Origin of the sequence: Pseudomonas sp. 2822-17 (assembly GCF_002742485.1) — a bacterium.
Classification (GTDB): Bacteria; Pseudomonadota; Gammaproteobacteria; order Pseudomonadales; family Pseudomonadaceae; genus Aquipseudomonas; species Aquipseudomonas cyclaminis.
Genome location: NZ_LJRZ01000934.1, coordinates 21541 through 46446 on the forward strand (window position 1 = coordinate 21541; position 24906 = coordinate 46446).

A 24906-nucleotide genomic window follows, 5' to 3' on the forward strand; every position below is an offset into this window, starting at 1 on the left:
TAAAGTCCTGGCTGCGGGGGCAGATAAGCGGCGCCGATGTCGGTCCCCCCGATCGGGCCACCATAGACGGCTGTCTCGCCGGCCAGCGCGGTGCTCATCATGAAGGCGGCCGTCAGCCCAGCCAAAGCAGGAACGAAACGTAGTGTGGGTTGTACGCGCATGGAAGTTGCCTCGATTATTGTTGTTTTTGTTGCAACGGTCACCGGCATTGGCGACCAACAGCGAAGCGTCGTGAAACACCTCGCTACAGCTTGCCCGGTATCGTTAACCGCCCGTTATTGCGCGTTTTGGATCCTCAGTGCGGCTTTTGGGAATAACGCCAAGGCATTGCGGCCGATCTGCTCAATCTGCTCGCGCCGTAGCCCGCTGAACGCCAGCAACTGCTCAATATTGACGATGGCCGTGTGCTCGGTCGTGCAGGGTGCTCCGCAATCCGAGCCGTACACCACGTGTTCGGCGCATGTCATCGCAAGACCCGCCGACAGGCTCTGCTGTGATCCGGTCATCGCGGTGTCCAGGTACAGCGCTGCCAGTTGCTCGCGCATCTCCTTCTGCGATATTCGCTGCGGGTTAGGCACCCAAGACTCATTGCCGAGCAGAATCAGACGTCCCGACAACGCCGGCAGCGCACCTCCACAATGGGCGAGGATGAAGCGGATCGACGGGTAGCGCCTGAACACCCCGGCATAGAGCATGTCGGTGATAATGCTGGCGGTCTGGTAGGCGACCTCCAGCAATACGCCGGGTCGGGAGAACTGCCCCGGTACGGCGTGGTCAGGGTGTACGAATACCACCGCTGCGCGCTCATCGAGCGCGGCCCAAAGCGATTCCAGGCGCGGATCGGAGAGGAATACGCCGTTGTACTGGCAGTACACCGCAAACCCATCGGCATCCAAGGCTTCGGCCCGGGCCAGTTCCCGCAGGGCGGCCTCGGCATCGTCGGTGGGCAGGCCGGCCAGCAGGCCGAAACGAGCCGGGTGTCGGGCTACCCATTCGGCGCCGTAGCGGTTGCTCGCTTCCAGCGCCGCATGGTTGGTCGGCACCGAGCTGAGCATCTGCATGCTGATGCCGACCTTGTCCATGTAGGCAAGACGCTCGTCCAGCGACCAGTCCGGTGGCTGCTCACCAGACCAATGATCCTGTTGCAGGGCCTGCCACATCGCCGAGCGTTGTTCGACAGAGCGCGGCGGGCTGAAGTGCGCGTGGACATCAATCCACGCGTCGACCAAGGTTTTGTTGCTCATCATCAGGCTCTCCAGGTTCAACCGTGCGCTGCGAGCGCAAGGTCGGGGCGCTGCAGCAACTGCTCGCTATCCGACGCATGCGCCGTATCGAGCAATTGCGCCATGACCGACGGTAATTGCGCGGCGCTGGCCGAACTCTGCGCACGCCAGGCAACATGTCCGTCCGGCCTGACTAGCACGGCGCCATCGCTGTCCGTACCGCGCACACGCGCCCAGTAGCCAAGGGGGTCACGCACGGCGCCGAAACGGCTATCGATCTGTATGACGTTCACCTGCACACCTGTGCCGTGCAGGGCTGCTTGCGCCGCCTCGAACCAGGCGCCGCCGCCGCGTCCAGTGAGCAGTACGAACTGACCGCGTCCGACCAGATCCAGCGTGGAGATACGCCGCCGCCCCTTCTCGATCCATGCGTGCGGCAGACGCGCGCCTGGCCAGGTCGTTGGTGTGTAGGCGACGTCAGGATGGCCATCGACTTGCGGCTCCGGCGAACCGTCGTCCACCCGCGCGCCAGCACGATAGCGATAGCCCAACTCGATCCCCAAGGCGTTAAAAGCAGGGTCCAGCACTTCCTGTTTGAGCCGTTCGAAACCAGCGCGGCGGGCATCACCTTCCGGACTGTCCTCATGCAGCTGAAGCAGCGAACGCTTGACCTCGTCCGACGTGGCGCCAGGGCTGACACCCAGGAACTCGGAATAGAAGCGGCCCCAGAAGCCCATCGCCGAATTCCAGGCGCGGTTGACGATACGCTCGCCCACCGGCTGGCGCTCCAGTTCGTAGCTCTGAAGCAGTTCGGGCCCGGCTTTGCCCTCCAACAGGAGTTTGAGTTTCCAGGCCAGGTTGTAGCCGTCAGCCACCGACGTGTTGGAACCGAGGCCGTTCATCGGAGGATGACGATGGACTGCGTCGCCCATGCACCACACCCGCCCTTCGCCGTAGCGGGTGGCCCACATTTTATTCATAGTCCAGCGCGACACCCCCTTGATCACGATATCCACGGTGCTGTCACCGATAGCGGATTGCACCCGGTTGCGCAGGGCCTCGGCATCGCCATCGAAGGTCATGCCAGGCGGCATGTTCCAGCCGGCGATCCACTCGTCCCAGGGGGCGACGTTGACAAAGGTTGCTCCGTTATGCATGTCGGTAGACCAGAACATGGTGCCCGGACGATGAGCGCAATAACGCGCCAGATCCCCCTTGAACCAGACGTAGATGACCTCACCGATCCCCGCATCGCCGCCTACGCCCATCTGCCCTTCGAACGGCAGGGCCAGTTGCTGGGCCACTTTGCTGCGCGCACCGTCCGCCCCGAGCAGGTAATCGGCACGTACCGTGTAGCTCACGCCACTGTCTACTTCGACAACCGTTGCAGTTACGCCTTGCGCATCCTGCACAAAGGACTCGAGCTTGTGGCTGAAGCGAAGATCGGCGACACCCGCGTCCTCGATGGCCTCGATCAACACCGGCTCCATGATGTTCTGCGAGATATTGCACATGCCGCAGGGGCTCGCTTGAGCGTAACGTGCAGCGTGTTCTTCCCCGGCGCCCCATGCTTCGGAGCGATACACTTCCGGGCCTGCCATGGTGGTGATCCAAGCATTGCTCCACATACCCTCAGCAGGTGTCGCCTTCGACTTTATTGCCTCCTCGATGCCAAGGTCGCGGAAGATCTCCATGGTGCGCTGATTGGTGATGTGCGCACGTGGTGTGTGGGCGGCCCCGGGAAACATCTCCAGGAGCATATGTGGAATACCATATCGACTGAGCGCCAGGGAGAGGGTCAGCCCCGCCGGGCCGGCGCCCGCAATCAGAACGGGTGTACGCAAGTCGTACGGAGCCTTCACGGTAGAATTGTTCATTACCGAGTTCCTATTCATTTTGTTGTTTTTTCCCGTAGCGGGATTTCTAGATAAGTACGGTCTGAAGATCAGCCCGGCCGGCTATGCACGGTGGTTGAGGCACTGTTTTTCAGTAGATCCAGCGCCACGTCGACAATCATGTCCTCCTGACCGCCCACCATCCGTCGTTTGCCCAGTTCGACGAGAATGTCGAGGGTCTTGACGCCATACTTCTCGGCAGCCACTTCGGCATGGCGCAGGAAGCTGGAGTAGACGCCGGCGTAACCCAGGCCGAGAGTCTCGCGGTCAACACGCACCGGGCGATCCTGCAGCGGACGCACCAAGTCATCGGCGGCATCCATCAGTTGATACAGCTCGGTTCCGTGGTTCCAGCCCAGCCGCTCTGCTGCGGCAATGAAGACCTCCAGAGGGGCGTTACCAGCACCGGCGCCCATACCGGCCAAGCTGGCGTCGACGCGGTCGCAGCCCTCCTCCACCGCCACGATGGAGTTCGCCACGCCCAGGCTGAGGTTGTGGTGGGCGTGCATACCGGTCTGGGTTTCGGGGTTCAGCGTCGCCTTGAAAGCTCGCATGCGATCGCGGATGTCGTTCATGTTCATGGCGCCACCGGAGTCGGCCATGTAGATGCACTGCGCGCCGTAGCTTTCCATCAGCTTGCCCTGGCGGGCCAGCTCTTCGGGCGGGATCATGTGGCTCATCATGAGGAAACCGACAGTGTCCATGCCAAGCGAACGGGCGTACTCGATGTGCTGCCTGGAAACGTCCGCTTCGGTGCAATGGGTGGCCACGCGCACGGTGCGGGCGCCGGCCTCGTAAGCGGCCTTGAGGTCGTGCACAGTGCCGATGCCCGGCAGCAGCAGCACCGCAATACGGGCATGATCGATGACGTCGCCAACCGCTTCGATCCATTCCAGATCACTGTGCGCGCCGAAGCCGTAGTTGAAGCTGGAACCTTGCAGGCCATCGCCGTGGGTCACCTCGATAGAATCGACACGGGCCTTATCCAACGCGCGAGCGATATCCTGCACGTTCTGGATCGAGTACTGGTGACGGATCGCGTGGCAGCCATCGCGCAAGGTCACGTCGGAGATATAGAGTTTCTTGCTCATGCCGAGACTCCCATCGACTGGGCCATGCGCTCGGCAGTCGCCAGCGCGGCGGAGGTCATGATGTCGAGGTTACCGGCGTACGCCGGCAGATAATGAGCGGCGCCTTCCACTTCGAGGAAGATCGACGTTTTCAGACCGCTGAATCGGCCGTGGCCAGGGATGCACAGGGGTGCTGAATCGGGAATCACGTCGAACTGCACCTTCTGCTTGAGGCGATAGCCCGGCACGTAGGCCTGCACGGCGGCGGTCATTTCCTCGATGCTGGCGCAGACCCTGGACTGATCCGCTGCTTCGCTGAGCACGAACACCGTGTCTCGCATCATCAGCGGTGGCTCGGCCGGATTCATGATGATGATGGCCTTGCCCTTCGCCGCGCCACCGATAACCTCGATGGCCTTGCTGGTAGTCTCGGTGAACTCATCGATATTGGCGCGGGTGCCAGGGCCTGCGGATTTGCTGGCGATCGAGGCGATGATCTCGGCGTAATGCACTTTGGCCACGCGAGACACCGCTGCCACCATCGGGATGGTGGCCTGGCCGCCGCACGTCACCATGTTGACGTTGAGTTGGCCCAGGTTCTGCTCCAGATTCACCACCGGCACGCAATACGGGCCGATGGCGGCTGGCGTGAGGTCGATCAGCCGGATCCCCGGCTTGATGCGGCGCAGAAAAGCATCGTTCATGACGTGGGCGCCGGCCGAAGTGGCATCGAAGACGAAATCGATGTCCCGGAAGAACGGCAGGCGTGTGAGGCCTTCCACGCCCTCATGGGTGGTGGCGATACCCAGTCGAGCCGCGCGAGCCAGGCCGTCGGAGCTTGGGTCGATGCCGACCATGGCGGCCATTTCAAGATACTTGGCGTTGCGCATTATCTTGATCATCAGGTCAGTGCCGATATTGCCCGAGCCGATGATCGCTACTTTGGCGGTTCTCATCAGACAGTCTCCCCATAGGTGAACGAAACCTCACCCAAACCACCGATTTTCGCCATGATGTGGTCGCCGGGGGCCAGGGTGATCATCGGTCCCAGCGCCCCTGTTAGCACCACGTCGCCAGCACACAACGGCTCACCGGCTGCGGCCAGGGTCCTTGCAAGCCAGGCAGCGGCGTTCAACGGATGTCCCAGGCACGCAGCACCAGCCCCTACCGAGGCGACCGCTCCGTTGACTTCCAACACCATGCCGCAGGTATACAGATCCAGTGCGTCGAGTGGACAGGCCTGCTTGCCCAGGACGAAACGTGCGCTTGAACCGTTGTCGGCGACGGTGTCAGCGAAGGTGATCTTCCAATCGGCGATACGGCTGTCGACGATCTCGATCGCGGCAACCGCGTACTGCGTCGCGGCGGCGATGTCGTCCGGCGTCGCGGTGAGGCTGGTCACGTCTACCCCTAACACCAACGCCACTTCGGCTTCAGCCCTGGGCTGCAACATGGCGTCGCGGTCGAGTACCCCGCCATCGATCAATTGCATGTCTTCGAATAGAACGCCGAAATCCGGCTGGTTCACACCGAACTGTTTCTGCACCGCCAGGGACGTCAGGCCCACCTTGCGGCCCACGATGCGCCGCCCCTGCTCTACCCAATAGCGAGTGTTGATGGCCTGCACTGCATACGCGCCTGTCGCATCATCGGGATCAAGGCCGTCGCGCAGCGGTGCTATAGGGCCCTGTCGATAGGCGGCACGCAGACGCTGGGCCAAAGAGGAATGGTCAGTCATTGCTCTGCCCCAGGAAACCATGCACCAGCGTGTTGAACTCATCAGCTTTTTCCAACTGAGCCCAGTGGCCGCATTGCGGAAATACGTGCAAGCTCGCGTTGGGCAAAAAACGCATCAGCAGCAAGCTGGTGTCCCATGGAATGACGCGGTCTTCCTTGCCATAAACCAATAGCGTGTGGTTCTGCAGTGGCGAGCCGACCAAGCGCTCCCACAGATTGAGCATCGGATGGCCCTTCCACTCGCGCTTCTTAAGAAGATCCGGGTGAGTAGCCGCCTGATAACGCGCTTCGATCAGTTCAGGCGTCACCATCGACTGGTCGTACACCATGATGCGTACCGCTGCTTCGAGCTTCTCGCGGGTCGGGCCTTCGCCTTGATAGAAGGCGCCCAGGATCTTGATGCCTTCGGTCATCATCGGCGTGAACATGGTCGGCGAACCGCCAGGCCCCATCAGCACCAGCTTTGATACCAGATCGGGGCGTTTCATCGCCATGGTCATGGAGATCGTGCCGCCCATGGAATTGCCGATGAAGTGGGCCCGTTTCACGCCTAGCTTGTCGAGCGCCTGGGCAAAAACTTCTGTATAGAAGTCCGTGTCCTGGTAGGCACTGAGGGGCTTGTCCGATTCGCCATAGTGCGGCGCGTCGAAGGCGATGACCCGATAAGTGGCAGCGAAGGCGGGCAGGTTGGTCCGGTAGTTGCTCCACGCCGACGCCCCCGGCCCTCCCCCGTGCAGCATCACCAGCACGCGGTCACCTACCTCGGTGTCGTGGTAATGAATATTGAGGCCATTAACTTCAATGAAACGTGAGGTGGTTTCAGCTGTATGAACAGTCATGGTGGTCATCCTTCGTTACTTGGGCGCTTGAAACTGGGCTGGTATATGGAATTCGTGTCCCCAGCTACTGTTGGTGGGGTAATGGGTCACGTGCCAGGTTTCGTCGTCGATCTGGATACCGCCCCAACCGATTTCCACTGACCAGCCAGACGGCGTCAGGACGTAGAACGAGAACATGTTGTCGTTAACGTGCCGTCCAAGATCGATAAGGATGTGGGCGCCGGCTGCACGCGCGCGGCTATAGGCGAAACCCACTTCGTCGAGCGAGTTCATTTCCAGAAGAATGTGATGCAGGCGTGGGCCATGGGTCGGCGGCATGTCGACGATGGCGAGGGAGTGATGACGTTCGTTCACCCGCATGAACATCGCCTCACAGTTGACGCCTGAAATGATCAATGAATCGGTGCGCTTGAAGCCCAGCACTTTTTCATAAAAATCGATTTGAGCGGAGTATTCAGTGGTCGAGAGCACCAAATGCCCCAGCCCTTGTTCCTGAGTCAGGAATGGGCGTGCACCGACCGGCGACACGAATGGCTGATTGGCAAGTATCGTAGGTCCGTAATGGGCTTCGATCAGCACGCCATCGACATCCCGGAAGCGAATCATTTCCCGCACGGCTAGCGCTTGCGCTACCTCGTTGGGTACTTCCTCGAAGGGAATCCGAGCAGCACGCAGAACGTTCCGCACGTTGTGCAAATCTTCGCTGCTGCGACACTCCCAACCCACGTAAGCGACGTCATCATGATCACCAGGATGAATGACGACTCGACGCTGGTGGAGGTCGGCGCGCAACACCAATGTGCCGTCCTCCAACTCCTGACCGATCTGCAAACCCAGCACCTCGGGCGCAAACTTCTTCCACGCACCGATATCGCGTGCCGTAAATCCGATGTAGCCAAGGGTATCGATGCCCGACATGGTGGCTCCTCTGCGCATTGTTATTCTTGTGCTGCGAGCCGTTTGGCTTGACGGCGTCTGGAGAGGAGTCTGCTGTATAGGTCGGCACCGGTCATTACCCGATCTACCGTTGTTCTTGATCATCCGTACACGCGACGTATCACAAAGAACGAGGCCGTCGTATTTTAAGCAGAGGGATCTGCGCATCGGTCGTTTCAGCCCCACGAAATTGCGACTGGCGGCATGAACCCGTAATCAAAATGACGGTCCCCCACTGGATCTAATATCGCGACTAGCCGAAAAATAAATGGCAAATCCTTGCGAAGTGATCCTGTCCCGCCTGCCTGGGCGGAAGCCTTTAAGAAGTAAGGGCACCACTTTAGTATTTGGATAGATGGAATGAGCTCATGAAGCTGAAGGTCCCAATGAATACTGCGGGCAATTCTCCCAGCAAGCAGTCAAAAACAGGGATGTGCTAGAGGCCCTTTCCATTAGAAATGGAGGTCCGTTCGGACATGTCTTCAAATAATTTTAATCCGCAAGCGAAAATCTTTTATCGGCCCATCGACGCAGCGTTGCGGTGGTGCAATCTCACTCGCTACGAAGCCCAAATAGTCCAGGCGGTCTGGTCTCGCCCCGAGAACCTTGCAGTCCTATTTCCACAGTGGCCCAACCTCCATATCGCTATCGAAAGGATTTTAGACGCCATACGCAATGGAGAACTGCCGTACGGCTGCCTCGGCATTTCTGTTCCGTTGGGAAGCTATGTAGAACCCTATCAGTTGACCATCCGCCATTCAGACTTACGCCGTTGGATGGAGATTCATTACCCCGACCATAAGCCCAGCTTCTTATTCGAGTCCGGTGAAGACGCACCCGCAAAGGTCAGTCTCGGAACTTTTCTTTCATTGAAAGCTGATCGAGACGAGTTATCGACGGAGCTGAAAGCACAACAGCAGCGCTTTCAAGAAGTGCTTGCAGAGCTCCAGTCGATTGGACTTGAAAGAGATGAACTCAAAGCCTTGGCCAAAACCTATGGTCAACTCAGCGAGCGTAGCGAACTGACCTATCACAATATCATTGGGGCATTGGTCAGCCTTCTCTTGGACCATTCGCCCGCCGGAAAACCTCTTTCGGTATTCACGAATCAAGCAGCCATCGTTGATGCCATTGTCGCCCGTCATAAAGATGTGCCCGGCCTGAGCAAGCGTACGCTGGATGAAAAATTTGCCGTGGCTAATCGAAGCCTCAAAAAAAATAATTGATCCGGTCGATTGCATTGCAACAGGCCTGATTGCAATGCAATGACTCATTCGCCCTAGTGCGATTCAATCCATGTCACTTACCACCACGCGCCAACTGGCGCCAGGAGTGACTAGCATGTCCAGCCAATTTGTCCCCTCAGTTGAAGCCACTCAACTCCAACGCCACATCATGCGACGTGAGGAGGTTGAGCAAAAAACCGGCTTCAAACGTTCGCACATCTACAACCTGATGAAGGAAGGCAAATTCCCTAGAGCCAAACGCGTGGGGCTGCGCGCAGTTGGCTGGGACTCAATGGAAATCGAGCACTGGATTGCAGAACGCCTTTCGCAACAGGAGTGAGGGGATGCACGTGATCTCGGTAGTTTCCACCAAGGGTGGGGTAGGCAAAACTACAGTAGCGGCCAATCTCGGTGGCCTGCTGGCCGATGCGGGTTTGCGTGTTCTGCTCTTGGATCTAGATAGCCAACCTACCCTCTCCGGTTATTATTCGTTGAGCCAGAAAGCGCATTCAGGTGCGTACGAGCTCATTGCACTCAATCTAACAGTGCCCGAACGAATAATATCTAAGACTACAATCGTCGGTCTCGACCTGATTTTCTCCAACGACGATCAAGGCCGACTGAACACCTTGTTGCTGCATGCTCCTGACGGACGACTACGCCTGCACAATTTACTCAATGCGTTGTGCCTCAATTATGACCTGCTTTTGATCGATACCCAGGGAGCACGCAGTGTACTACTGGAAATGGCAATCCTGGCCTCCGATCTAGCCCTCTCTCCCATCACGCCGGAAATGCTCGCTGCCCGCGAAATGCGCCGGGGCACCTTGAAGCTACTGAGTGAGCTCGAACCGTTTCGCCACCTAGGCATAGACCCGCCGCCCTTACGGCTCTTACTGAACCAGGTGAACGTCAATCGAGTGGACACCCGGATGATCATACGAAGCCTGCGCGAGACTTTCGCAGAGGCTACCAATATCTCGGTGCTAGACACCGTAATCCCGGACCGAGTGGCATATCTCAATGCCGCCTCCCTCGGCTTACCGGTTCACCGAGTAGATAAGCGCCCGTCGAGTAAATACCGACGCTCGCAGCCTGCGCTAGAAATCATGCAAACGCTGGCCATCGAATTATTCCCTGAATGGCGCGAAGCGATCTCATCGGTAATGAGGTGTGCGGAGCCTCGATAAAACAAATCGCCCAAACAGCATTTCACCATTTTTTATTTGATCGACCTAGAAGCCAACAGGGCTTGGTAAGGAGTTTTCTAATGTTGGATCAGTTTCCTATCGTTGTTCAGTCTTCCATTCGACCACGCGACGCGGCTTGCGAGGAGTACTGCACCGTGGTTTTTCGTTTGCAAGGGGGGCGCTCGGCCATGGTGTGGTTGCTCGCGGAACTGTCTCGTTATTTCGAAGGATCGGGCAGTGTCGAAATCGTCAAGTTCGAGGTTGGTGACCATTTGCGCACCCGGCGTTAACTGAGGTTGCTACAATGAAGAAGCTCACTCAGGAGAAAATCACCGAAAAACTGCATCAGGACCACTTCCCTCGCGGTCAAGACCCGGGGCGGTTGTCTGATCCACTCACTGACACGCCTATGCTGGTCACTCTGGAAGAGTTACGGCCCTACGAACATAACCCACGGTTTATCCGTAACCCGCTTTATGAGGATATCAAGGCATCAATCCGTGAGCGTGGGCTGGATCAACCGCCGCCGATTACTCGCCGCCCGGGAGAAGCCTATTTCATCATCCGAAACGGCGGCAATACGCGCTTGGCGATTCTCGGCGAGCTGTGGCAGGAAACTCGCGACGAGCGCTTCTTTCGGATTCATTGCCTGTTCCGACCCTGGAGCAACGAAATCAATGCCCTACTTGGCCATCTGGCTGAAAGCGACCTGCACGGCCAACTCACCTTCATCGAACGTGCGCTGGCAGTGACCAAACTCAAGACCATGCTCGAATCAGATGGCGCAACACTCTCGCAACGTGAGCTGGCACGACGTCTTGCCGCTGGCGGCTATCCGATTTCGCAGTCGCAGATCAGCCGGATGCTGGACACCCTTGAACATTTACTGCCCGCCATTCCACAAACGCTGTATGCCGGGTTGGGGAAACCAAAAATTGAACGCCTGATTGGTCTGCGTAGCCAGGCTGAACGAACCTGGAATCGTTATCCAACCGACGCCATCGCTTTTCCCGAGTTTTGGCTCGACACCTTAGGACAATTTGATGCCGACCCAGAGTCCTTCGACCTTGAGCGAATCCAGGATGAGCTGCTCGAACGTATGAGTCGCTTACTCGGGCAGTCCTACCGCATGTTGGCCCTGGAGCTGGGCGATACCCAACGGGGTATCCAGAGGCCCGGCGTGGTCGCCACGCCCCCGCAGAACAACCTTCTGCCGAGCGTCGATGAGCCCGCGGCCAAGCCTCCCCCTTTCGAGCCGCAATCCATATCAACTGATGCCAGGACGCAGACCGGAACAGAGCGAGAGGAGCAGGTCACGCTGCCCGAAACGACCCTGGTATCAGCAGCCAGCCCACCGTCACGTGTCCAGCAGATCCGCGAACAGATTGATCGCGCCACTGCATCCGAACCAGCACAGACCGTCGAAACCAGCCCGATCGACGACATTTGGATCATCGAACCAACACTGGATACCCCCGAACAACTGCGTTTAGCCATTGCCGGCTTGGCTCGGGAAATGGCGGCCTATGCCGGACATCCCGATAGCATCATCGGCCTAAAGCACGGCCTGGGTTTCGCCCTCAGCATCGAGCAGCTTGATCTTGCAGCCACTCGTGCGGCCGGCGTTCACCTATTGCTCTTGGCCCTGCTGCGTGCCCAAGACGAAGTGAACTGGGAGGATCGCAAGCAATTGCCCTCAGCTCTGTTCGGGCAGCTGTTGCTGGGGGTCTATCAACTCCCGTTGACTGATCGTCCCGCCGTGGACGTAGGACTGGAGCGACTGCCCGACTACCTGTTAATCAAACTGTATCGCCTCATTCGCTTAGCCCGGCGCCTAATCGACTTAACGCTTACCCATGAAGACGATTCACCAAGGGAGCTGCCATGAACCTGTCCTTCAACGTGCTCAACCAAGCCATGCTGACCCAGGTCCTTCACGAGTTGCGCCTGGGTAATCTTCAACGCTGCAGAGCACTCGGACTGGGTGAAGAGGACATCTACCTGTTGCAATCATTACCGCCGACCACACTGTCACGCCTGGCCCATGCCACCGTCCCCTGGGTTGAGGTCAAGATTGATTCGCCGGTGCTGCATCGGTTGATCGACCAGGCCGAACGCGACGAACTGAACGAGCGCTTGATCAACCGGGCGCTCAAGCTCGGTGCTAGCAGTACCATCATGTATCAGTGCTTCGGCTTGGCCCATTCGGAAACCGCCTTGCGCCGACGTCTGCTCAAGATAGAAACCCGTAAGGGCCGCCCCCAGAACTTGAGCGAAGCGCAGGAACATGCGCTCTGGCAGCGTTGGTGCCAACTACGCGATCAGGACGGTGCTGAGAATCAGCTCGATGCCATGATGATGTTGGCCGAGGAGCAACAGATCAGCTTGACCATCGTTTGGCAGCAAATCGACCATTACAGCAACGGAACATGAACACTTTCCCGTCCGGTCGGTGGCAACGTGTCCTGCAGCAATGCACCCAACAACTAAGTGAACGTTGGCCCGCACGCCCCACCACTGAATCTCCTTCTAACCAAACCCTGCAGGCGGGCTTTTTGTTCAGTGGCCAATCTCACGAAGTCGTGCCGCGTCGGCTGCTGCTGGATAGTCGGCTGACGCCATTGGAACGAAATGCCTGGCAAGTATTTCGACTCATGCTGCAAGGTCAGGGCGTGGTCACACCGCGCTATGAAGATCTGCAGCCTTATCTGTCAAGCGTGCCCTACGGCGCGTCAGCCTCCCGTGAAACCATCGCTCGCGTCTTGACGATGCTCAGGCTGACTCGCTGGCTCAGTTTGGTAAGTCGTGGCCGCGATCAGCTCAGCGGGCGCTTTCAAGGTTCTTTGTATGTCCTGCACGATGAGCCGTTAACTCCCGCCGAAGCCATGGAACTGGATCAGGATTATCTGGAGCTGGTCGGACATGCCCTCTCTCATGCGACCAAGGCTGTGCGAATTGTCGCTCAGCATGTTTTGGAAGAAGTCCGCCAAGACACCGATATCGATCTGGGTCGACTCCCCACCCGGCTCGACAATTGGAGCGACCATTGGACACAACAAGGATTGGATAAATTGCCCAATGAAGCGCTGCACGATTCCGAACTGGGTGACGACCACCTCGTTCGGAATCGTGCGGGACGCGGTTCGGATTCCGAACCGGGTCTGAACGCCCATGCTTCCGGCAGCGTTCGGAATCCGAACGCTGCCTGTACTGTATTAAAAGAAAGTATCTGTACGGTACCGCGCGCGACCCCAGTGGTGGATAACTTGCACTGGCCTGATCCGCTGCACCTGAGTCCAAGCGAGCGGCAGGCCGTCACCGTAACGCTGAACAAGCTAAAACCAGGAGATCGGCAGGCGGTGCTCAACGAAGCGGGCGCGCGATGTGCGGCAGGAAGCGTCCGCAAACCCGCGGCGTATCTGATGGGCCTGATCCAGCGGGCGCTGAAAGGCGATTTCCGCCCTTGGGCCGGTCAGGCTGAATCGTTACCCATGACAGAACCGCCACCCGCTCCCCCGCGCCAACCTAGGAAAAAGGGCGAACCCGCCTCTGCCCTCGCCCAAGCGTGCCTGGATGAGCTACGCCAGCTGCGTAGCAAACGCCCTGGACGCCAGTAGATTTGATGCCACTGGCATCACTGACGAGCGTCTCGAAAATCAACCGTCTCAAACCAAATCGAACAGACAGCATTCAGCTTTTCGGCTGTCCTTGACCTTCTTCTGTCGCAACGTTCCCGTCCAAGCCTATGCGAGGACGACACCGTGGCCGATCACTATCAGCTCAACCTGGGCTCATTGCGTAGCAGCATCACCCTGACCCTGCACACCCACCACGCCGCCCGAATCTGGCAAGGTCGAACCGCACGCGAAGGCGTCCACTCGATCATGGGTATGGCGGGCTACATCAGCGTCACTAACCTGATCAAACAAGCCGCGGCGCAGGACGATCCTTATGCCGACTGGGCGATCGTGCAGCTCGAAGAAAAATTGATGCAGGCCAAGGCTGGGATGCTGGAACTGACCCAGCAGTTGGACCGGATCAGACAAGAGCTGCCGACACAGATCGACATGGGCGACAACCTCAACATCCATCCCGTCACCTTGCCGTTGTACATCGGCAGCCAGCTGGGCTTCCTCGCCGTCTACCTGCTGACTGACTATGACACCTTGGTGCGCCATACCCTGTTAGCCCATCACACGGCTTTGATCGGTCGCCGGGACATGGAAGCCTGGATCGACGACGGTGCCCATTTGCTGCGTAGCCTGTTCGGCCAGGCCCAGCGCTATCGGCATGCTGGCGTCACCCGTGATGACATGGCGGCGAACAACGCTCGTGCTCTGGCGGCAATCGAGAGAATGGGGCAGCCCCCTACAGACATCCTTGAGGGGCATCGCCGCTCCCAGTTCGCGCCACCTATTGTTCGTCGGGGTGCTGGTGCGGTAGATGACACTGACGCGTCGACGGAGAACGCGATAGAGCCATCTGCGACAGTAGATGAGCCGGAGGACGAAGCATGAAGCCCATTATCTCGACTCAGCTAATCCCCCTCGAAGCACTCACACCGGATGTCTATCGACAGCTCGAACATTCTGCCTCCCTAAAAGGCCTTTTAAAACCTTTTAAGGGTAAGGGGGAGCTGGAATACCTGGCGCAGGTGGCGAGGGAAACCGAGGCGCAGTTATGTCGCCTGATGGAGGCTGTGGTGCAGCAAGCCGGACAACCTCCTTACTCGTTGCTGGATATTCGATTGGTGCTGCAGAACACCAGTGCAGGCAGCACATTTTTGCGTTGGCGTACCCGTGACTTCGCCCGTATGGGCGTTGCGGTCTGGGAACGCCAGGTCTCCAACAAGGCCTTGCCCCAAGCCGTACGCAAGGGATTGCACCGTTTCGAATGCGAGCGTATCGCACTGAATTTGCAGATGAGCGTGGTGCATTCGCTCTACCGCCAGGCTTCAACCTGCGCGATCAAAATGGCCAGCGCCGAACGGCTGCTGCGCCAGTTCACACCAGCAGCGGAGATATCACGATGAGTACTTTTTTCGTCGGCGAAGGCAACATCGGCAGTGCGCCAGAGTTCCAGGAATTCCCCTCAGGCAATGACGAGCCACGGTGTTTGCTGCGCCTGAATGTGTACTTCGACAACCCCGTGCCACGCGATGGCAGCTATGAGGATCGAGGCGGCTATTGGGCGCCGGTCGAGCTCTGGCACCGCGAAGCTGAACACTGGAGCACGCTGTACCAGAAAGGCATGCGCGTGTTGGTAGAGGGCCGCACCGTGCGCGATGAGTGGGAGGACAGTGAAGACAATGCGCGGGTGACCTTCAAGATCGAGGCGCGTCGTGTCGGCATCCTGCCTTATCGCGTGCAAAACGTGGTCATGCGGGAGCGCTCAAGTGAATCAGCCTCGTCTGCGGCTCCCGTCGGGCAGGCTACAGACCAGGCCAGCTCGCCCGCGTCGAAGTCTAAAAAGCGCAGAGGGCAGCCACCATCGGCATGACTGACTTGAGGCATAAAAATTGCGCCTTTGCGCGAAGTTCCTGGCCCTCATCACTCGCTGCTCGTGAAGCACTGTTGTCCACGTGACTACACGGTAGTAGCCTCATCCCCAATCAAGACTGCCCTCACCGACTAATATGAGGAACCTGCCATTCAGGTTTCTCATAGCTCGCCACTGCTGTTTCCAACAACGCTGCTCCAAACTCAACCCGGAGCAGTTCTATGCGTCTCTTTCTCTGCGAGAAACCCTCCCAAGGTCGTGACATTGCCAAGGTTCTCGGAGCCAGCCGACGTGGCGATGGCTGCTTGATCGGACCCGAGACAACCGTCACCTGGTGTATCGGCCATCTGCTGGAAACGGCCCCACCTGAAGCCTATGGCGATCAGTACAAAACCTGGTCGTTGGATCATCTACCGATCATTCCCGCGCAGTGGAGGGTTGAGGTCAAACCCAAGACTGTCGCGCAGTTCAAAATCATCAAACACCTGCTCAGCGAAGCTACCATCGTCGTCATCGCCACCGACGCCGATCGCGAAGGTGAAATGATTGCCCGCGAGTTACTGGAGCTCTGCAACTATCGTGGCTCTGTTGAGCGCCTCTGGTTATCCGCACTCAACGAGGCGTCGATTCGCAAGGCCTTGTCCTCGCTGAGGTCAAGCGATGAGACCCTCACGCTGTATTACTCAGCCCTGGCGCGCAGCCGTGCCGACTGGCTTATCGGCATGAACCTCAGTCGTTTGTTTACCCTCCTAGGACGGCGGGCGGGCTATGACGGCGTACTGTCGGTTGGACGCGTCCAAACGCCCACTTTGCGCTTGGTGGTTGATCGAGATCGCGCGATTGCCAGCTTCGTTTCAGTGCCGTACTGGGTGGTGGATGTGCACCTGTCTTCAATGGGGCAACCTTTCATCGCGTCGTGGATACCGCCAAGCTCAGGACGTGACGAAGCCGGTCGCTGCCTGCAGCAGGCGCTTGCCAGTCAGACCGTCCAAGCGATTTTTAGCAGCAAGACCGCCACCGTAGTCTCGCTGCAGACTGAGCATTTGCGCGAAGCGCCACCCCTGCCCTTCGACCTGAGCACACTGCAAGAAGTCTGTTCACGCAAGTTGGGACTCAGCGCTCAGGAAACCCTGAACATCGCCCAAGCCTTATATGAAACCCACAAAGCCACCAGCTATCCGCGCAGCGATTGCCGCTATTTACCAGAGAGCATGTTCAACGAGGTCGCCGCGGTATTCGATGCCCTGCTCAGAATGGATCCCGCATTGCGCCCAGCGCTCGGAAGCGTTGATCGATCATTGCGCTCACGAGCATGGAACGATGGCAAGGTCACTGCGCACCACGCCATTATCCCCACCACCGAGCCGGCGAATCTCACGCGGATGTCCGAACAAGAGCGCCAAGTCTACGAGCTGATTCGTAGCCACTACCTCGCGCTATTTCTGCCGCATCACGAGTTTGATCGAACCCAGGTCGAACTGGAGTGTGGCGAAGAACGGTTAACCGCTGTTGGCAAACAGATCCTGGTTTTGGGCTGGAAAGGCTTACTCTCCGACAACCCCGAAGACGATGAACCCGGTCAAAAGACCCAGGTGTTGCCCGCCCTACAACAGGGTAGCCAGTGCGCAGTGGACGACGTCGAACTAAAGTCCATGCGCACCGCCGCTCCCAAACCGCTCACCGAGGGCGATCTGATCAGGGCGATGAAAAATGTGGCCAAGCTGGTCAACGACCCGCGTCTGAAACAGAAACTTCGGGACACCACCGGTATCGGCACTGAAGCCACGCGAGCCGGCATCATCAAGGGGTTGATTGATCGCGGTTATTTGTTGAAGAAAAAACGTGCCTTAACGGCCTCCGCAGCGGCCCATACCCTGATCGAAGCGGTACCCGCAGCAGTCGCAGATCCGGGTATGACAGCGATCTGGGAGCAAGCGCTGGATGAAATCGAAGCGGGACGTCTGGCCTTGGATGCATTCGTTGCCAAGCAGGCGCACTGGATTACGCAGCTGATCGCAAACTGCGGAGCGCTTACCTTGTCGGTACCGGTCGAAGCCGGGCCTGTCTGCCCCATTTGCAACGCAGCAATGCTAACGCGGAAGGGAAAATCAGGGCCGTTCTGGTCATGCTCCCACTACCCAGACTGCAAAAGCACGGTGCCGGTCAACAAAGGTATACGTCGTCCATGAGGCACCATTTGGCGCTCACATGAACCTCGGGGAAGTCGTCAGTGCATCATCAACGGCGCCTGATCCTTCTCCAAATCGTCTAGCGGTTGTCCGATTTCACGGGCCAACGCGATGCCTGTCGCGATCCATATCTGCCCCAGTTCGTTGAACGCTTTCAGGTGAGCAGGATCTTCGTTGAGCCAATGAACAAGGCTGTCGAGGTGTGCGGGGTTATCAGGGCAATCATGGATCTTAATGAACAGCTCCAGTGTTCGAGCCCAGATCAAGTCCATGTCGTTCTCGCGTTGCTCATCCATGCTCAACCTTTCCTCCATTTGGTCCTATCAGACCGCTCAGTCTCACTGGTCACTACGGGCTCTGATTCCTGAAGGAACACATGTCACGTCGCGACAAACAGGTATTTCAGTCAATATAACAACCCTATAAGTCGATACTCAACCGTTAAGGATGTTCATGTCAACGGGTCTTTGCTCAACCATTCGGGTTGAATTGGAGAACTCATCACTTGGCACATAAACATCCAACCCAAGCCCAAATCGGACGCATGATCGCGAAGCACCGCACCCAGCGTAATCTGACCCAGGAAGAGGTGGCTGAACGACTGGGGATCGGTAGCGAAGCCATTTCGCGCCTTGAGCGGGGTGTGGTGGAGCTTTCCGTGGTCAAGCTGATGCAACTGGCAGACATCTTCGACTGCCGGATGGATGAACTGCTGACGGAGTCGAGCACTCGCCCCAACGACCAGGGCCAGATGATCGTGGGCCTGCTGAGCGGCCTTCAAGAACGCGACCGTGCCTTTATCCTGGCGACCGTCGAACAGCTGGCCGCTCATCTCAGTAGCAAATAACCTCTCAGCACACTGGCTTGACGTCGTCACACCCGCTCTGCTGTAGTGCCTCAGCATCATCGCTACGGCGACCCAAGACCGATTCGCTCCGGGTAGCTCGGTCGGACTCTTAGAGTTCGGGGCCTTCTTTTCTGCGGAATTCCGTTCCGATTTGTGCTCGACCGGATCAATGTGGCGGATGACCGCTGGTGCCTCTGCCAGGCATCAGCGGTCATCCGCTACGGCGATCGCATTCAGTCCCGGAGCCCGCCGGGGAAACACTGGGCACCCTTTGTGCGCGGATGCGTGCCAGCGTATTCCGACCCAGGCCACGATAAGGGTCGGTTGGCGAATCATGGCGCAGTTAAATCAAGTTTTGCGAGGAGCTTGTCGACTGCGTCAGACCGCCTAAGGTGGCTTTTCTGTTCCTCGCCTGGCACCCCGCCAGGCCCGCTCTTCATTTTTTTCAGTCCAATAATTTCCACTGTATTCCGGCTATAAAAAATCAGCTTACGGCGTCTTGACGCTCCCCTGTGACAGGCTTATACAAAGGGCGTGGTTCGCTGTCGTTGACAGCCCAGCCCAGGTAGCTTGAACCTTCAAGGCTACGCCACGCTCGTGGTGGTTTACCCAAGTGCGATCAGCATTCGGAGGCTCGCACGATTACCGCTCCAGCGGTGATGAATGCCCACTACCCCAGATCCGCAGACCACTACTGCCGATCCTCTTCTGCTGCATCGCTATTCCCCAGGCGCATCGATCTGATGCTCATCGGCTTGCCGGTGCCGTGTCGTTCATCGCTTGCCTTCACCTTACCCACCCTGACGGGGCTCACTTCCCCTTAGGGGCTGTGCGTCGCCGTTTTCCCGTGAAATAGGAGAACCACCATGGCCCACGCCAATCAATCCCAAGAAGCGACCACTTACTTCAACCTGCACACCGTCGGTATCGGCTACCTCAACCGTGTCCGCGAAGTACAAGTCCGCCGCGGCCAGCCGTTCATGGCCTGCGATATCGCGGCTCTGCACGGTGCCACCGATGCAGTGGAATACATCCGTTTCGACTGCAAAGTCGCAGGGGGCGAAGCTGAACGTTTGATTCGCCTCTATATGGACGCCGTCAAAGCCGAGAAAAAGGTCTTGCTGTCGTTCCGTATCGGCGACCTTTGGATTGACCCATTTCTCTATGAGAAAGGCGATAAACAAGGCCAACCGGGCGCCAGCCTGAAAGGTCGTTTGCTCTTCATCGACTGGATCAAGGTCAACGGCGTATTCGAGTACAAAGCGCCTGCCAGGCAGGAGGCAACAGCACCTGCTGAGCCAGCGCCAAACAGTGAGCCATTCCCAACGTCGGCTGATGCCGAAGCTGAGGATACCGACAACCCAGCAGAATCCAGGACAGAACCTGAATCTGCATCCGCTCCCCGCACGGCCCGCCGTGTCGCCACGCGTGCTGCTCAGTCCGCCTGAACAGCCCATGGTGTTTTACATCAAGGCGCTCAATCGAGCGCCTTCTTCAATCCGCACAGGAGAGCCCATATGGAATCCTTCTGGCTTTGCGACGATTGCCTGTTCGCTGCGGCTTACGAGGACTACAGCACGTTATCGCTCTACTACACGACAGATGAAATCGAGAAACGCATCGCCGGCCTCGACCTTGGGCTGGTTCGGCTAATGCCCATCAGTGCCGACTTCGATCCCGAAACTGGCCAGGGTATAAGAACTGCCTCTCCATTGCCCTGCGACGGTTGTGATTCACACCTGCACGGACAACGCCACCGATTCACTCGGCTGTAAACAGCGCGTCATCGGGCAATGCCCATGACTCTATATCCACCTCGGGGATACCACTCCCCTCGGGTGTGTACCCCCGGATTGTTCCCTTCGGAGGTCCCCATGAGCACCCAACTCACCCTGATTGAAACCTCGGCTATCGAAGCTGATCGTATCGCCCAGGAAAACCAGCTGATCGACGAGGCGCTGCACATTCTGGATCGCCGGCTGTTCACCCGCGGCCCGAACCTGACGTCATCTGACACCGTGGCCTCATATCTGAAACTTCATCTTGCGCAACAACTGCATGAAGTTTTCGGTGTGATTTTTCTCAATGCCCGCCATCGAGTTCTGGCGTTCGAGATCCTCTTTCACGGCAGCATCGATGGCGCCAGTGTTTATCCCCGCCAAGTCGTCAAGCGCTCCCTAGCGCATAACGCAGCAGCCGCCATTTTTGTTCATAATCACCCCTCAGGATGTACGGAACCCAGCCAGGCAGATCGCGTCTTGACCGCACGCTTGAAGGAGGCCTTGGCGTTGATCGAGGTTCACGTACTGGATCACTTCATCGTGGGTGAAGGTCGCCCACTTTCTCTTGCCAAGTACGGTTGGCTTTAACCCTTACAGGCGCCTTCGGGCGCCTTGTTCATTTTCATCCTGGAGAATACTCATGAACGCCACTACCCAAACCCCAGCCATGCTAGGGGCCTCAAACCCATTCGTTCGCGGCTATGACAATCTATCTATCGAACGGCTGCTGCTGATCACCTATGCAAACGACTGCCCTCCCTGCTTTCGCTCCGTACACGACTCACAAGCTCATCTGCCCGACGATGCGCTAGAACTGTTCCCCTGCCTGTTCAACGACGACTCCGCTCTGATCAGCGAGGGTCAGTCCATTCCGGATGAATTGGATGAACGCTTCCAATCCACCGGACTGGTGCGGCAAGTGACTTATGCCGTGACTGGCGAAATGCTCAACGAGCGACATCACGTCGGTGACCTGTACTCCCTGGAAGAAGCCCAAGCCATGATCCATCGCTTGAACTTCGACACAGGACACTACAGTCGAGCCTGGGAAATCAGTACCGCACACCTCACTGACGAAGCACTACGCCACTTGGAAATCCGGGTTGGCAATTTCGACTCCAAGCCAACCGGACTGCTGTTTGAACCCTTTGCCCTGCCAGACTGCAATGGCGTCGGATGTAAGCTGATCGGGACGCCCTGGACCGACGATAACTTGGTGAAGATCGAGGGCAATCCTTACTCTTCGCTGAGGCAAGAGCAGCTCGACGCAGGTACGCCGGAGGCCTTGATCAACGTGCTGTATCTGGCGGCATTGGCGGATGTGAGGTTGTTGATTTTCGACCCCGACGCTGCCGTCTTGGATGGGCTCGCGATTTTTGATCAGTAGTAATGCCTTCAGCGTTAACGCGACTCGCCTTGAATCGACTTTCTCACTGCTTGGCTCCTTCACCTCATGTCAGGTTCTGCACTGAATCTGACATGAGGTTTTTTCCATGGAGCGTTTTTTCACGCCTGTCTGCCTGCTGGGCTTGTTGAGTGCTTGCACCGCGCAAATCCCAACCCCATTGCCGACTCATCCAGAGATTGACGGTGGCTCCAATCGGCCTCAGTTATCGAGGAGCCCAGCCGACGAAAACCATCCGTCAGAGCTCCGCTATGGCCGCTACACGCTGGTCAGCACCGACCCCACCACGGAACAACGTGATCTTCTCGCTCAAATCGTTGACGTGAGCATTCCGTCCCACCTGAATTCTTCGGTACAGGAAGCGATGCACTACGTGCTGCTGCGCTCGGGTTATTCGCTCTGTCCTGCCGAAGAGCCAGTGAAAATACTGTTTACCCGGCCTCTGCCCGCCGCCCATTACCGCCTCGGCCCAATCTCATTACGCAGCGCGCTCCAAGTGCTGGCTGGCCCCGCCTGGCAACTCACGACCGATGAAGTTAGCCGTTCGGTCTGCTTCGAACCGCAGAAAAATCGCGGCACGGTGCGGGTCACGCCAACCTCGTCCCATCAGTCGGAGGCTCGTCCATGAAAGCCTCGACATTTCAAACTCTCATTGTCGGCTCACTTTGTCTGGCGGTCTCCGGGCTAAGTGGTGGCTTGTATAACCAGTATCAACGCGTGACCGAGCTGGAAAATGCGAACGCCCAACGCTTACAGACCCTGGATACCCTGCAACGTGATTCAAGCACCCTCATGGATGCACAGGAGAAGCTGCAGTACGCACTGAAAGACCTGAAGCAGATGGTCGATACCGGTGAGCGACAGGCCAATACCCTCGATCCGATGTTGGATCAATGGGCGCAAGAGATTCAGGAGCTACGCGACGGTCTGGCAGACCGTGCCACCGCAGCCGATATGATCGCGCTACGTGCACGACTTGAGCACGTTGAGCAGCGACTCCTGTACCTCAAGCCCCAGTCATCACTCCCATCACCGACACCCTCCTCAGCCAAGCCGAAAAAAGCCGCTCGCGCCAAGCCTGCCCCGCTATCGCCGCCATTCTCAGTGCTGGGTGTTGAATCCCGCGGTGGCGAGCGCTTTCTGGCCGTAGCGCCTCCTGATAGTCGCTCACTCAAGGATATCCAGTTGCTGCACAACGGCGAGCAGCTCGGCGCATGGCAGCTGAAGGCGCTGGAGCCGAACGCGGCCATCTTCGCCGTGACCGCTCAGCCAGACCAGACCGTGCAACTCCCTTGAGAAACGATTATGAACCGAGCGCTACTGTCCCCCGTCGTCTGTCTCGTTTCATTGCTTAGCACGGGCGCTGCGATGGGCAACCCTGTCACGACACCGTCACAGGTCCAGGACACACAGTCCACTCCGCTGGGGCGCTCGCACTCTGAACAGGCGGCAAGCTGGGGTCTGACGGAGCAGGAGTGGACACGCTTCGAACAGATCCAAGCCGGCCCGCGTGGTTTCTGGAGCCCGAATCTGGATCCGCTGACCGCGCTCGGCGTCGAAGCAGAGACCGACCAAGAGCGCCAGCGCTATGCCGAATTGCAGGTAGCGCTGGAAGCCAAACGAGCCGAGCGCGAGTTGGCTTACCAAAATGCTTACACCGCGGCTTGGGCCAAGCTGTTTCCGGGGCTGTTGCCGATTCAGGGTATGGCATCCCCGCCCACCGCTAGCTCACCGGTCGAGCCGCGCCGAGCTTTGTTTGTCGAGGACCATTGCCCTGCGTGCACCGCTGAAGCACAGCGTCTGCAAAGCAGTGATACGGGGTTTGATATTTACCTGGTGGGCAGCCAAGGCGAGGATGAACGCGTCCGTCGCTGGGCTAGGCAAGCGGACATCGATCAGGCCAAGGTCCAACACCGGCAAATCACCCTGAACCATGATCGCGGGCGCTGGTTCAGCCTGGGAGCCCCGAGACCATTACCCGTCACATTTCAGCAGGTGAACGGACAATGGCAACGTCTCGATTGATTGCTATTGCGCTCCTGCTGACGGTGCACGCCGTCCGGGCAGAAGAACTTCCGCCTCCGGCTTATCAACTGGCAGCGCATGACGCCAACGTCCCTTCTACGGTGTTGTTCGCGATTGCCCTGCAGGAGAGTGGCGCCCGCCTCCGTGGTCGACTGCTGCCCTGGCCCTGGACGCTGAATATTGCCGGTAGCCCTTACCGTTTCGCCAATCGTCAGACCGCCTGTCACGCCTTACTTCAGGCACTTGCTCGGTATGACGCCAAGCGCGTCGATGCCGGGCTTGGGCAAATCAACCTGGGTTATCACGGACAGCATTTTTCCAGTCCCTGCGAAGCCCTCGAACCCTACCGCAATCTGGCCGTGACTGCCGCGCTGCTGCAAGAGCATCACGCCGTCACCGGTGATTGGGTGTCAGCTGCTGGCCGATATCACCGCCCGGCAGGAGGAACGCCGGCCGCGCGTTACCGCGCCGACTTCTCCCGACAACTCGAACAATTGCAGGTTTCCTTCAAACAGGGCACACCACAATGAAGCGAATACCCCTTATCTGCTATTTCATCCTGATCTTGGCTCCTTTCGCCCAGCCGGAACGGACCGTAGCCGGGGATCAGCCTAGCGACTTCACCCGCCTCCATTTTCAGGTCGCCTGGCCGCCAATAAACAACAAGATCCAGCCTAGTCGGGCCATGCATGCGGACCTGTCCACGTTTGCCGATGAAGCCTGGATACTACCCGTCCACAGCTCTCACTTGAGCCCCGGCCACATCACGTCTCGCGCCCTAAAGATGCCGGGCTTACGCCCATTTTTCCTAGTAGGTGAGGATCCCCAGTCACTGGCTTGGCTGCATCAGCGTGCGACTGAACTGCAAGAAATGGGGGCGGCCGGCCTCGCCGTCGAAGTGACCGATACTCAAGCCCTGGCCCGAATTCGAGCAGCCGCGCCGGGCATCACCATCCTGCCGGTCAACGGCAACGACATCGCCTCTCGCCTGAAAATTGAGCACTACCCTATCTTAATCACAGCCACCTCACTGGAACAGTGAGT

At 58.2% G+C, this 24906-nt stretch carries 29 protein-coding genes; 21 read left to right on the forward strand and 8 right to left on the reverse strand.

The features are described 5' to 3' along the window. Positions 1-275: 275 nt before the first annotated feature. From AOA60_RS31445 to AOA60_RS31475, 7 genes are all read right to left on the reverse strand, one after another. Entirely contained in the window at positions 276-1247 is a 972-nt protein-coding gene (locus tag AOA60_RS31445; RefSeq protein ID WP_218240994.1) for an amidohydrolase family protein, read from the reverse strand. A gap of 14 nt (positions 1248-1261) precedes the next feature. Beyond that, entirely contained in the window at positions 1262-3100 is a 1839-nt protein-coding gene (locus AOA60_RS31450; protein WP_099587589.1) for an FAD-dependent monooxygenase, read from the reverse strand. A gap of 68 nt (positions 3101-3168) precedes the next feature. Beyond that, positions 3169-4209, reverse strand: coding sequence for a 4-hydroxy-2-oxovalerate aldolase (gene dmpG / locus AOA60_RS31455; RefSeq protein ID WP_099587590.1), 1041 nt, complete (start codon positions 4207-4209; stop codon positions 3169-3171). Continuing rightward, complete coding sequence (locus tag AOA60_RS31460) at positions 4206-5144, reverse strand: acetaldehyde dehydrogenase (acetylating) (protein WP_099587591.1); 939 nt, start codon at positions 5142-5144, stop codon at positions 4206-4208. The genes dmpG and AOA60_RS31460 overlap by 4 nt, the downstream gene beginning before the upstream one ends. Then, positions 5144-5926 carry a 2-keto-4-pentenoate hydratase gene (locus AOA60_RS31465; RefSeq protein ID WP_099587592.1) on the reverse strand — a complete coding sequence of 261 codons (783 nt, stop codon included), beginning with the start codon at positions 5924-5926 and terminating at the stop codon, positions 5144-5146. Before AOA60_RS31465 ends, AOA60_RS31460 begins: the two co-directional genes overlap by 1 nt. Next, positions 5919-6764 (reverse strand): alpha/beta fold hydrolase, encoded by an 846-nt coding sequence (locus AOA60_RS31470; protein ID WP_099587593.1) that lies wholly within the window; start codon positions 6762-6764, stop codon positions 5919-5921. Before AOA60_RS31470 ends, AOA60_RS31465 begins: the two co-directional genes overlap by 8 nt. A 15-nt stretch (positions 6765-6779) precedes the next feature. Next, complete coding sequence (locus AOA60_RS31475) at positions 6780-7682, reverse strand: VOC family protein (protein WP_158235089.1); 903 nt, start codon at positions 7680-7682, stop codon at positions 6780-6782. A gap of 494 nt (positions 7683-8176) precedes the next feature. On the opposite strand from AOA60_RS31475, the gene AOA60_RS31480 reads away from it, so the two are divergent. From AOA60_RS31480 to AOA60_RS31530, 11 genes are all read left to right on the forward strand, one after another. Further along, positions 8177-8926: a hypothetical protein gene (locus AOA60_RS31480; protein ID WP_099587595.1), complete on the forward strand. Its 750-nt coding sequence runs from the start codon at positions 8177-8179 to the stop codon at positions 8924-8926. A 115-nt stretch (positions 8927-9041) separates the two neighbouring features. Beyond that, the gene (locus AOA60_RS31485; protein ID WP_099587596.1) at positions 9042-9266 is read left to right on the forward strand and encodes an AlpA family transcriptional regulator; all 225 of its coding nucleotides are present in this window, start codon (positions 9042-9044) and stop codon (positions 9264-9266) included. Between the two features lie 4 nt (positions 9267-9270). After that, positions 9271-10116, forward strand: a complete 846-nt coding sequence (locus tag AOA60_RS31490; RefSeq protein ID WP_099587597.1) for a ParA family protein — start codon at positions 9271-9273, stop codon at positions 10114-10116. Positions 10117-10196: 80 nt separating this feature from the next. Next, positions 10197-10406, forward strand: coding sequence for a hypothetical protein (locus tag AOA60_RS34225; RefSeq protein ID WP_099587598.1), 210 nt, complete (start codon positions 10197-10199; stop codon positions 10404-10406). Positions 10407-10420: 14 nt separating this feature from the next. Continuing rightward, on the forward strand, positions 10421-12004 hold the full coding sequence (locus AOA60_RS31500) for a ParB family protein (protein ID WP_099587599.1): 1584 nt from the start codon (positions 10421-10423) through the stop codon (positions 12002-12004). After that, positions 12001-12549 carry a DUF2857 domain-containing protein gene (locus tag AOA60_RS31505; protein WP_099587600.1) on the forward strand — a complete coding sequence of 183 codons (549 nt, stop codon included), beginning with the start codon at positions 12001-12003 and terminating at the stop codon, positions 12547-12549. The genes AOA60_RS31500 and AOA60_RS31505 overlap by 4 nt, the downstream gene beginning before the upstream one ends. After that, positions 12546-13733: an STY4528 family pathogenicity island replication protein gene (locus AOA60_RS31510; RefSeq protein ID WP_099587601.1), complete on the forward strand. Its 1188-nt coding sequence runs from the start codon at positions 12546-12548 to the stop codon at positions 13731-13733. Before AOA60_RS31505 ends, AOA60_RS31510 begins: the two co-directional genes overlap by 4 nt. Before the next feature lie 144 nt (positions 13734-13877). Further along, positions 13878-14633 carry a PFL_4669 family integrating conjugative element protein gene (locus tag AOA60_RS31515; RefSeq protein WP_099587602.1) on the forward strand — a complete coding sequence of 252 codons (756 nt, stop codon included), beginning with the start codon at positions 13878-13880 and terminating at the stop codon, positions 14631-14633. Beyond that, a complete protein-coding gene (locus AOA60_RS31520) occupies positions 14630-15148 on the forward strand; it encodes a DUF3158 family protein (protein WP_099587603.1) in 519 nt (172 codons plus the stop codon). The genes AOA60_RS31515 and AOA60_RS31520 overlap by 4 nt, the downstream gene beginning before the upstream one ends. After that, positions 15145-15615, forward strand: a complete 471-nt coding sequence (locus AOA60_RS31525; protein WP_099587604.1) for a single-stranded DNA-binding protein — start codon at positions 15145-15147, stop codon at positions 15613-15615. The genes AOA60_RS31520 and AOA60_RS31525 overlap by 4 nt, the downstream gene beginning before the upstream one ends. A gap of 221 nt (positions 15616-15836) precedes the next feature. Then, entirely contained in the window at positions 15837-17804 is a 1968-nt protein-coding gene (locus AOA60_RS31530; RefSeq protein ID WP_099587605.1) for a DNA topoisomerase III, read from the forward strand. Positions 17805-17842: 38 nt separating this feature from the next. Here the strand turns inward: AOA60_RS31530 and AOA60_RS31535 are convergent, their stop codons facing one another. Next, the gene (locus AOA60_RS31535; RefSeq protein ID WP_099587606.1) at positions 17843-18100 is read right to left on the reverse strand and encodes a hypothetical protein; all 258 of its coding nucleotides are present in this window, start codon (positions 18098-18100) and stop codon (positions 17843-17845) included. 209 nt (positions 18101-18309) lie between these two features. On the opposite strand from AOA60_RS31535, the gene AOA60_RS31540 reads away from it, so the two are divergent. From AOA60_RS31540 to AOA60_RS31585, 10 genes are all read left to right on the forward strand, one after another. Further along, positions 18310-18651: a helix-turn-helix domain-containing protein gene (locus tag AOA60_RS31540; protein WP_099587607.1), complete on the forward strand. Its 342-nt coding sequence runs from the start codon at positions 18310-18312 to the stop codon at positions 18649-18651. An 866-nt stretch (positions 18652-19517) separates the two neighbouring features. Next, positions 19518-20099 carry an STY4534 family ICE replication protein gene (locus AOA60_RS31545; protein ID WP_099587608.1) on the forward strand — a complete coding sequence of 194 codons (582 nt, stop codon included), beginning with the start codon at positions 19518-19520 and terminating at the stop codon, positions 20097-20099. Between the two features lie 69 nt (positions 20100-20168). Continuing rightward, on the forward strand, positions 20169-20426 hold the full coding sequence (locus AOA60_RS31550; protein WP_099587609.1) for a hypothetical protein: 258 nt from the start codon (positions 20169-20171) through the stop codon (positions 20424-20426). Between the two features lie 99 nt (positions 20427-20525). Next, positions 20526-21020, forward strand: a complete 495-nt coding sequence (locus tag AOA60_RS31555) for a JAB domain-containing protein (protein WP_099587610.1) — start codon at positions 20526-20528, stop codon at positions 21018-21020. A 52-nt stretch (positions 21021-21072) separates the two neighbouring features. Then, positions 21073-21819 (forward strand): ABC transporter substrate-binding protein, encoded by a 747-nt coding sequence (locus AOA60_RS31560; protein WP_099587611.1) that lies wholly within the window; start codon positions 21073-21075, stop codon positions 21817-21819. Positions 21820-21925: 106 nt separating this feature from the next. Next, positions 21926-22465 carry a PilL N-terminal domain-containing protein gene (locus AOA60_RS31565; RefSeq protein ID WP_099587612.1) on the forward strand — a complete coding sequence of 180 codons (540 nt, stop codon included), beginning with the start codon at positions 21926-21928 and terminating at the stop codon, positions 22463-22465. After that, complete coding sequence (locus AOA60_RS31570) at positions 22462-23133, forward strand: chemotaxis protein (RefSeq protein ID WP_099587613.1); 672 nt, start codon at positions 22462-22464, stop codon at positions 23131-23133. The genes AOA60_RS31565 and AOA60_RS31570 overlap by 4 nt, the downstream gene beginning before the upstream one ends. Positions 23134-23142: 9 nt before the next feature. Further along, positions 23143-23862 (forward strand): TIGR03759 family integrating conjugative element protein, encoded by a 720-nt coding sequence (locus AOA60_RS31575; protein WP_099587614.1) that lies wholly within the window; start codon positions 23143-23145, stop codon positions 23860-23862. Beyond that, positions 23844-24392 carry a lytic transglycosylase gene (locus tag AOA60_RS31580; RefSeq protein WP_099587615.1) on the forward strand — a complete coding sequence of 183 codons (549 nt, stop codon included), beginning with the start codon at positions 23844-23846 and terminating at the stop codon, positions 24390-24392. The genes AOA60_RS31575 and AOA60_RS31580 overlap by 19 nt, the downstream gene beginning before the upstream one ends. After that, entirely contained in the window at positions 24389-24904 is a 516-nt protein-coding gene (locus AOA60_RS31585) for an integrating conjugative element protein (protein WP_099587616.1), read from the forward strand. Before AOA60_RS31580 ends, AOA60_RS31585 begins: the two co-directional genes overlap by 4 nt. The last annotated feature ends 2 nt before the right edge of the window (positions 24905-24906 follow it).

Bases quoted from the DNA above. Each gene is read 5' to 3' on its own strand.
- AOA60_RS31445 (WP_218240994.1), bottom strand. From the start codon at position 1,247: ATGATGAGCAACAAAACCTTGGTCGACGCGTGGATTGATGTCCACGCG.
- AOA60_RS31580 (WP_099587615.1), top strand. From the start codon at position 23,844: ATGGCAACGTCTCGATTGATTGCTATTGCGCTCCTGCTGACGGTGCAC.
- AOA60_RS31460 (WP_099587591.1), bottom strand. From the start codon at position 5,144: ATGAGAACCGCCAAAGTAGCGATCATCGGCTCGGGCAATATCGGCACT.
- AOA60_RS31530 (WP_099587605.1), top strand. From the start codon at position 15,837: ATGCGTCTCTTTCTCTGCGAGAAACCCTCCCAAGGTCGTGACATTGCC.
- AOA60_RS34225 (WP_099587598.1), top strand. From the start codon at position 10,197: ATGTTGGATCAGTTTCCTATCGTTGTTCAGTCTTCCATTCGACCACGC.
- AOA60_RS31450 (WP_099587589.1), bottom strand. From the start codon at position 3,100: ATGAACAATTCTACCGTGAAGGCTCCGTACGACTTGCGTACACCCGTT.
- AOA60_RS31475 (WP_158235089.1), bottom strand. From the start codon at position 7,682: ATGTCGGGCATCGATACCCTTGGCTACATCGGATTTACGGCACGCGAT.
- AOA60_RS31525 (WP_099587604.1), top strand. From the start codon at position 15,145: ATGAGTACTTTTTTCGTCGGCGAAGGCAACATCGGCAGTGCGCCAGAG.
- AOA60_RS31560 (WP_099587611.1), top strand. From the start codon at position 21,073: ATGAACGCCACTACCCAAACCCCAGCCATGCTAGGGGCCTCAAACCCA.
- AOA60_RS31565 (WP_099587612.1), top strand. From the start codon at position 21,926: ATGGAGCGTTTTTTCACGCCTGTCTGCCTGCTGGGCTTGTTGAGTGCT.
- AOA60_RS31535 (WP_099587606.1), bottom strand. From the start codon at position 18,100: ATGGATGAGCAACGCGAGAACGACATGGACTTGATCTGGGCTCGAACA.
- AOA60_RS31490 (WP_099587597.1), top strand. From the start codon at position 9,271: ATGCACGTGATCTCGGTAGTTTCCACCAAGGGTGGGGTAGGCAAAACT.
- AOA60_RS31465 (WP_099587592.1), bottom strand. From the start codon at position 5,926: ATGACTGACCATTCCTCTTTGGCCCAGCGTCTGCGTGCCGCCTATCGA.
- AOA60_RS31510 (WP_099587601.1), top strand. From the start codon at position 12,546: ATGAACACTTTCCCGTCCGGTCGGTGGCAACGTGTCCTGCAGCAATGC.
- AOA60_RS31550 (WP_099587609.1), top strand. From the start codon at position 20,169: ATGGAATCCTTCTGGCTTTGCGACGATTGCCTGTTCGCTGCGGCTTAC.
- AOA60_RS31570 (WP_099587613.1), top strand. From the start codon at position 22,462: ATGAAAGCCTCGACATTTCAAACTCTCATTGTCGGCTCACTTTGTCTG.
- AOA60_RS31500 (WP_099587599.1), top strand. From the start codon at position 10,421: ATGAAGAAGCTCACTCAGGAGAAAATCACCGAAAAACTGCATCAGGAC.
- AOA60_RS31555 (WP_099587610.1), top strand. From the start codon at position 20,526: ATGAGCACCCAACTCACCCTGATTGAAACCTCGGCTATCGAAGCTGAT.
- AOA60_RS31480 (WP_099587595.1), top strand. From the start codon at position 8,177: ATGTCTTCAAATAATTTTAATCCGCAAGCGAAAATCTTTTATCGGCCC.
- AOA60_RS31470 (WP_099587593.1), bottom strand. From the start codon at position 6,764: ATGACTGTTCATACAGCTGAAACCACCTCACGTTTCATTGAAGTTAAT.
- AOA60_RS31485 (WP_099587596.1), top strand. From the start codon at position 9,042: ATGTCCAGCCAATTTGTCCCCTCAGTTGAAGCCACTCAACTCCAACGC.
- AOA60_RS31585 (WP_099587616.1), top strand. From the start codon at position 24,389: ATGAAGCGAATACCCCTTATCTGCTATTTCATCCTGATCTTGGCTCCT.
- AOA60_RS31520 (WP_099587603.1), top strand. From the start codon at position 14,630: ATGAAGCCCATTATCTCGACTCAGCTAATCCCCCTCGAAGCACTCACA.
- AOA60_RS31505 (WP_099587600.1), top strand. From the start codon at position 12,001: ATGAACCTGTCCTTCAACGTGCTCAACCAAGCCATGCTGACCCAGGTC.
- AOA60_RS31545 (WP_099587608.1), top strand. From the start codon at position 19,518: ATGGCCCACGCCAATCAATCCCAAGAAGCGACCACTTACTTCAACCTG.
- AOA60_RS31575 (WP_099587614.1), top strand. From the start codon at position 23,143: ATGAACCGAGCGCTACTGTCCCCCGTCGTCTGTCTCGTTTCATTGCTT.
- dmpG (WP_099587590.1), bottom strand. From the start codon at position 4,209: ATGAGCAAGAAACTCTATATCTCCGACGTGACCTTGCGCGATGGCTGC.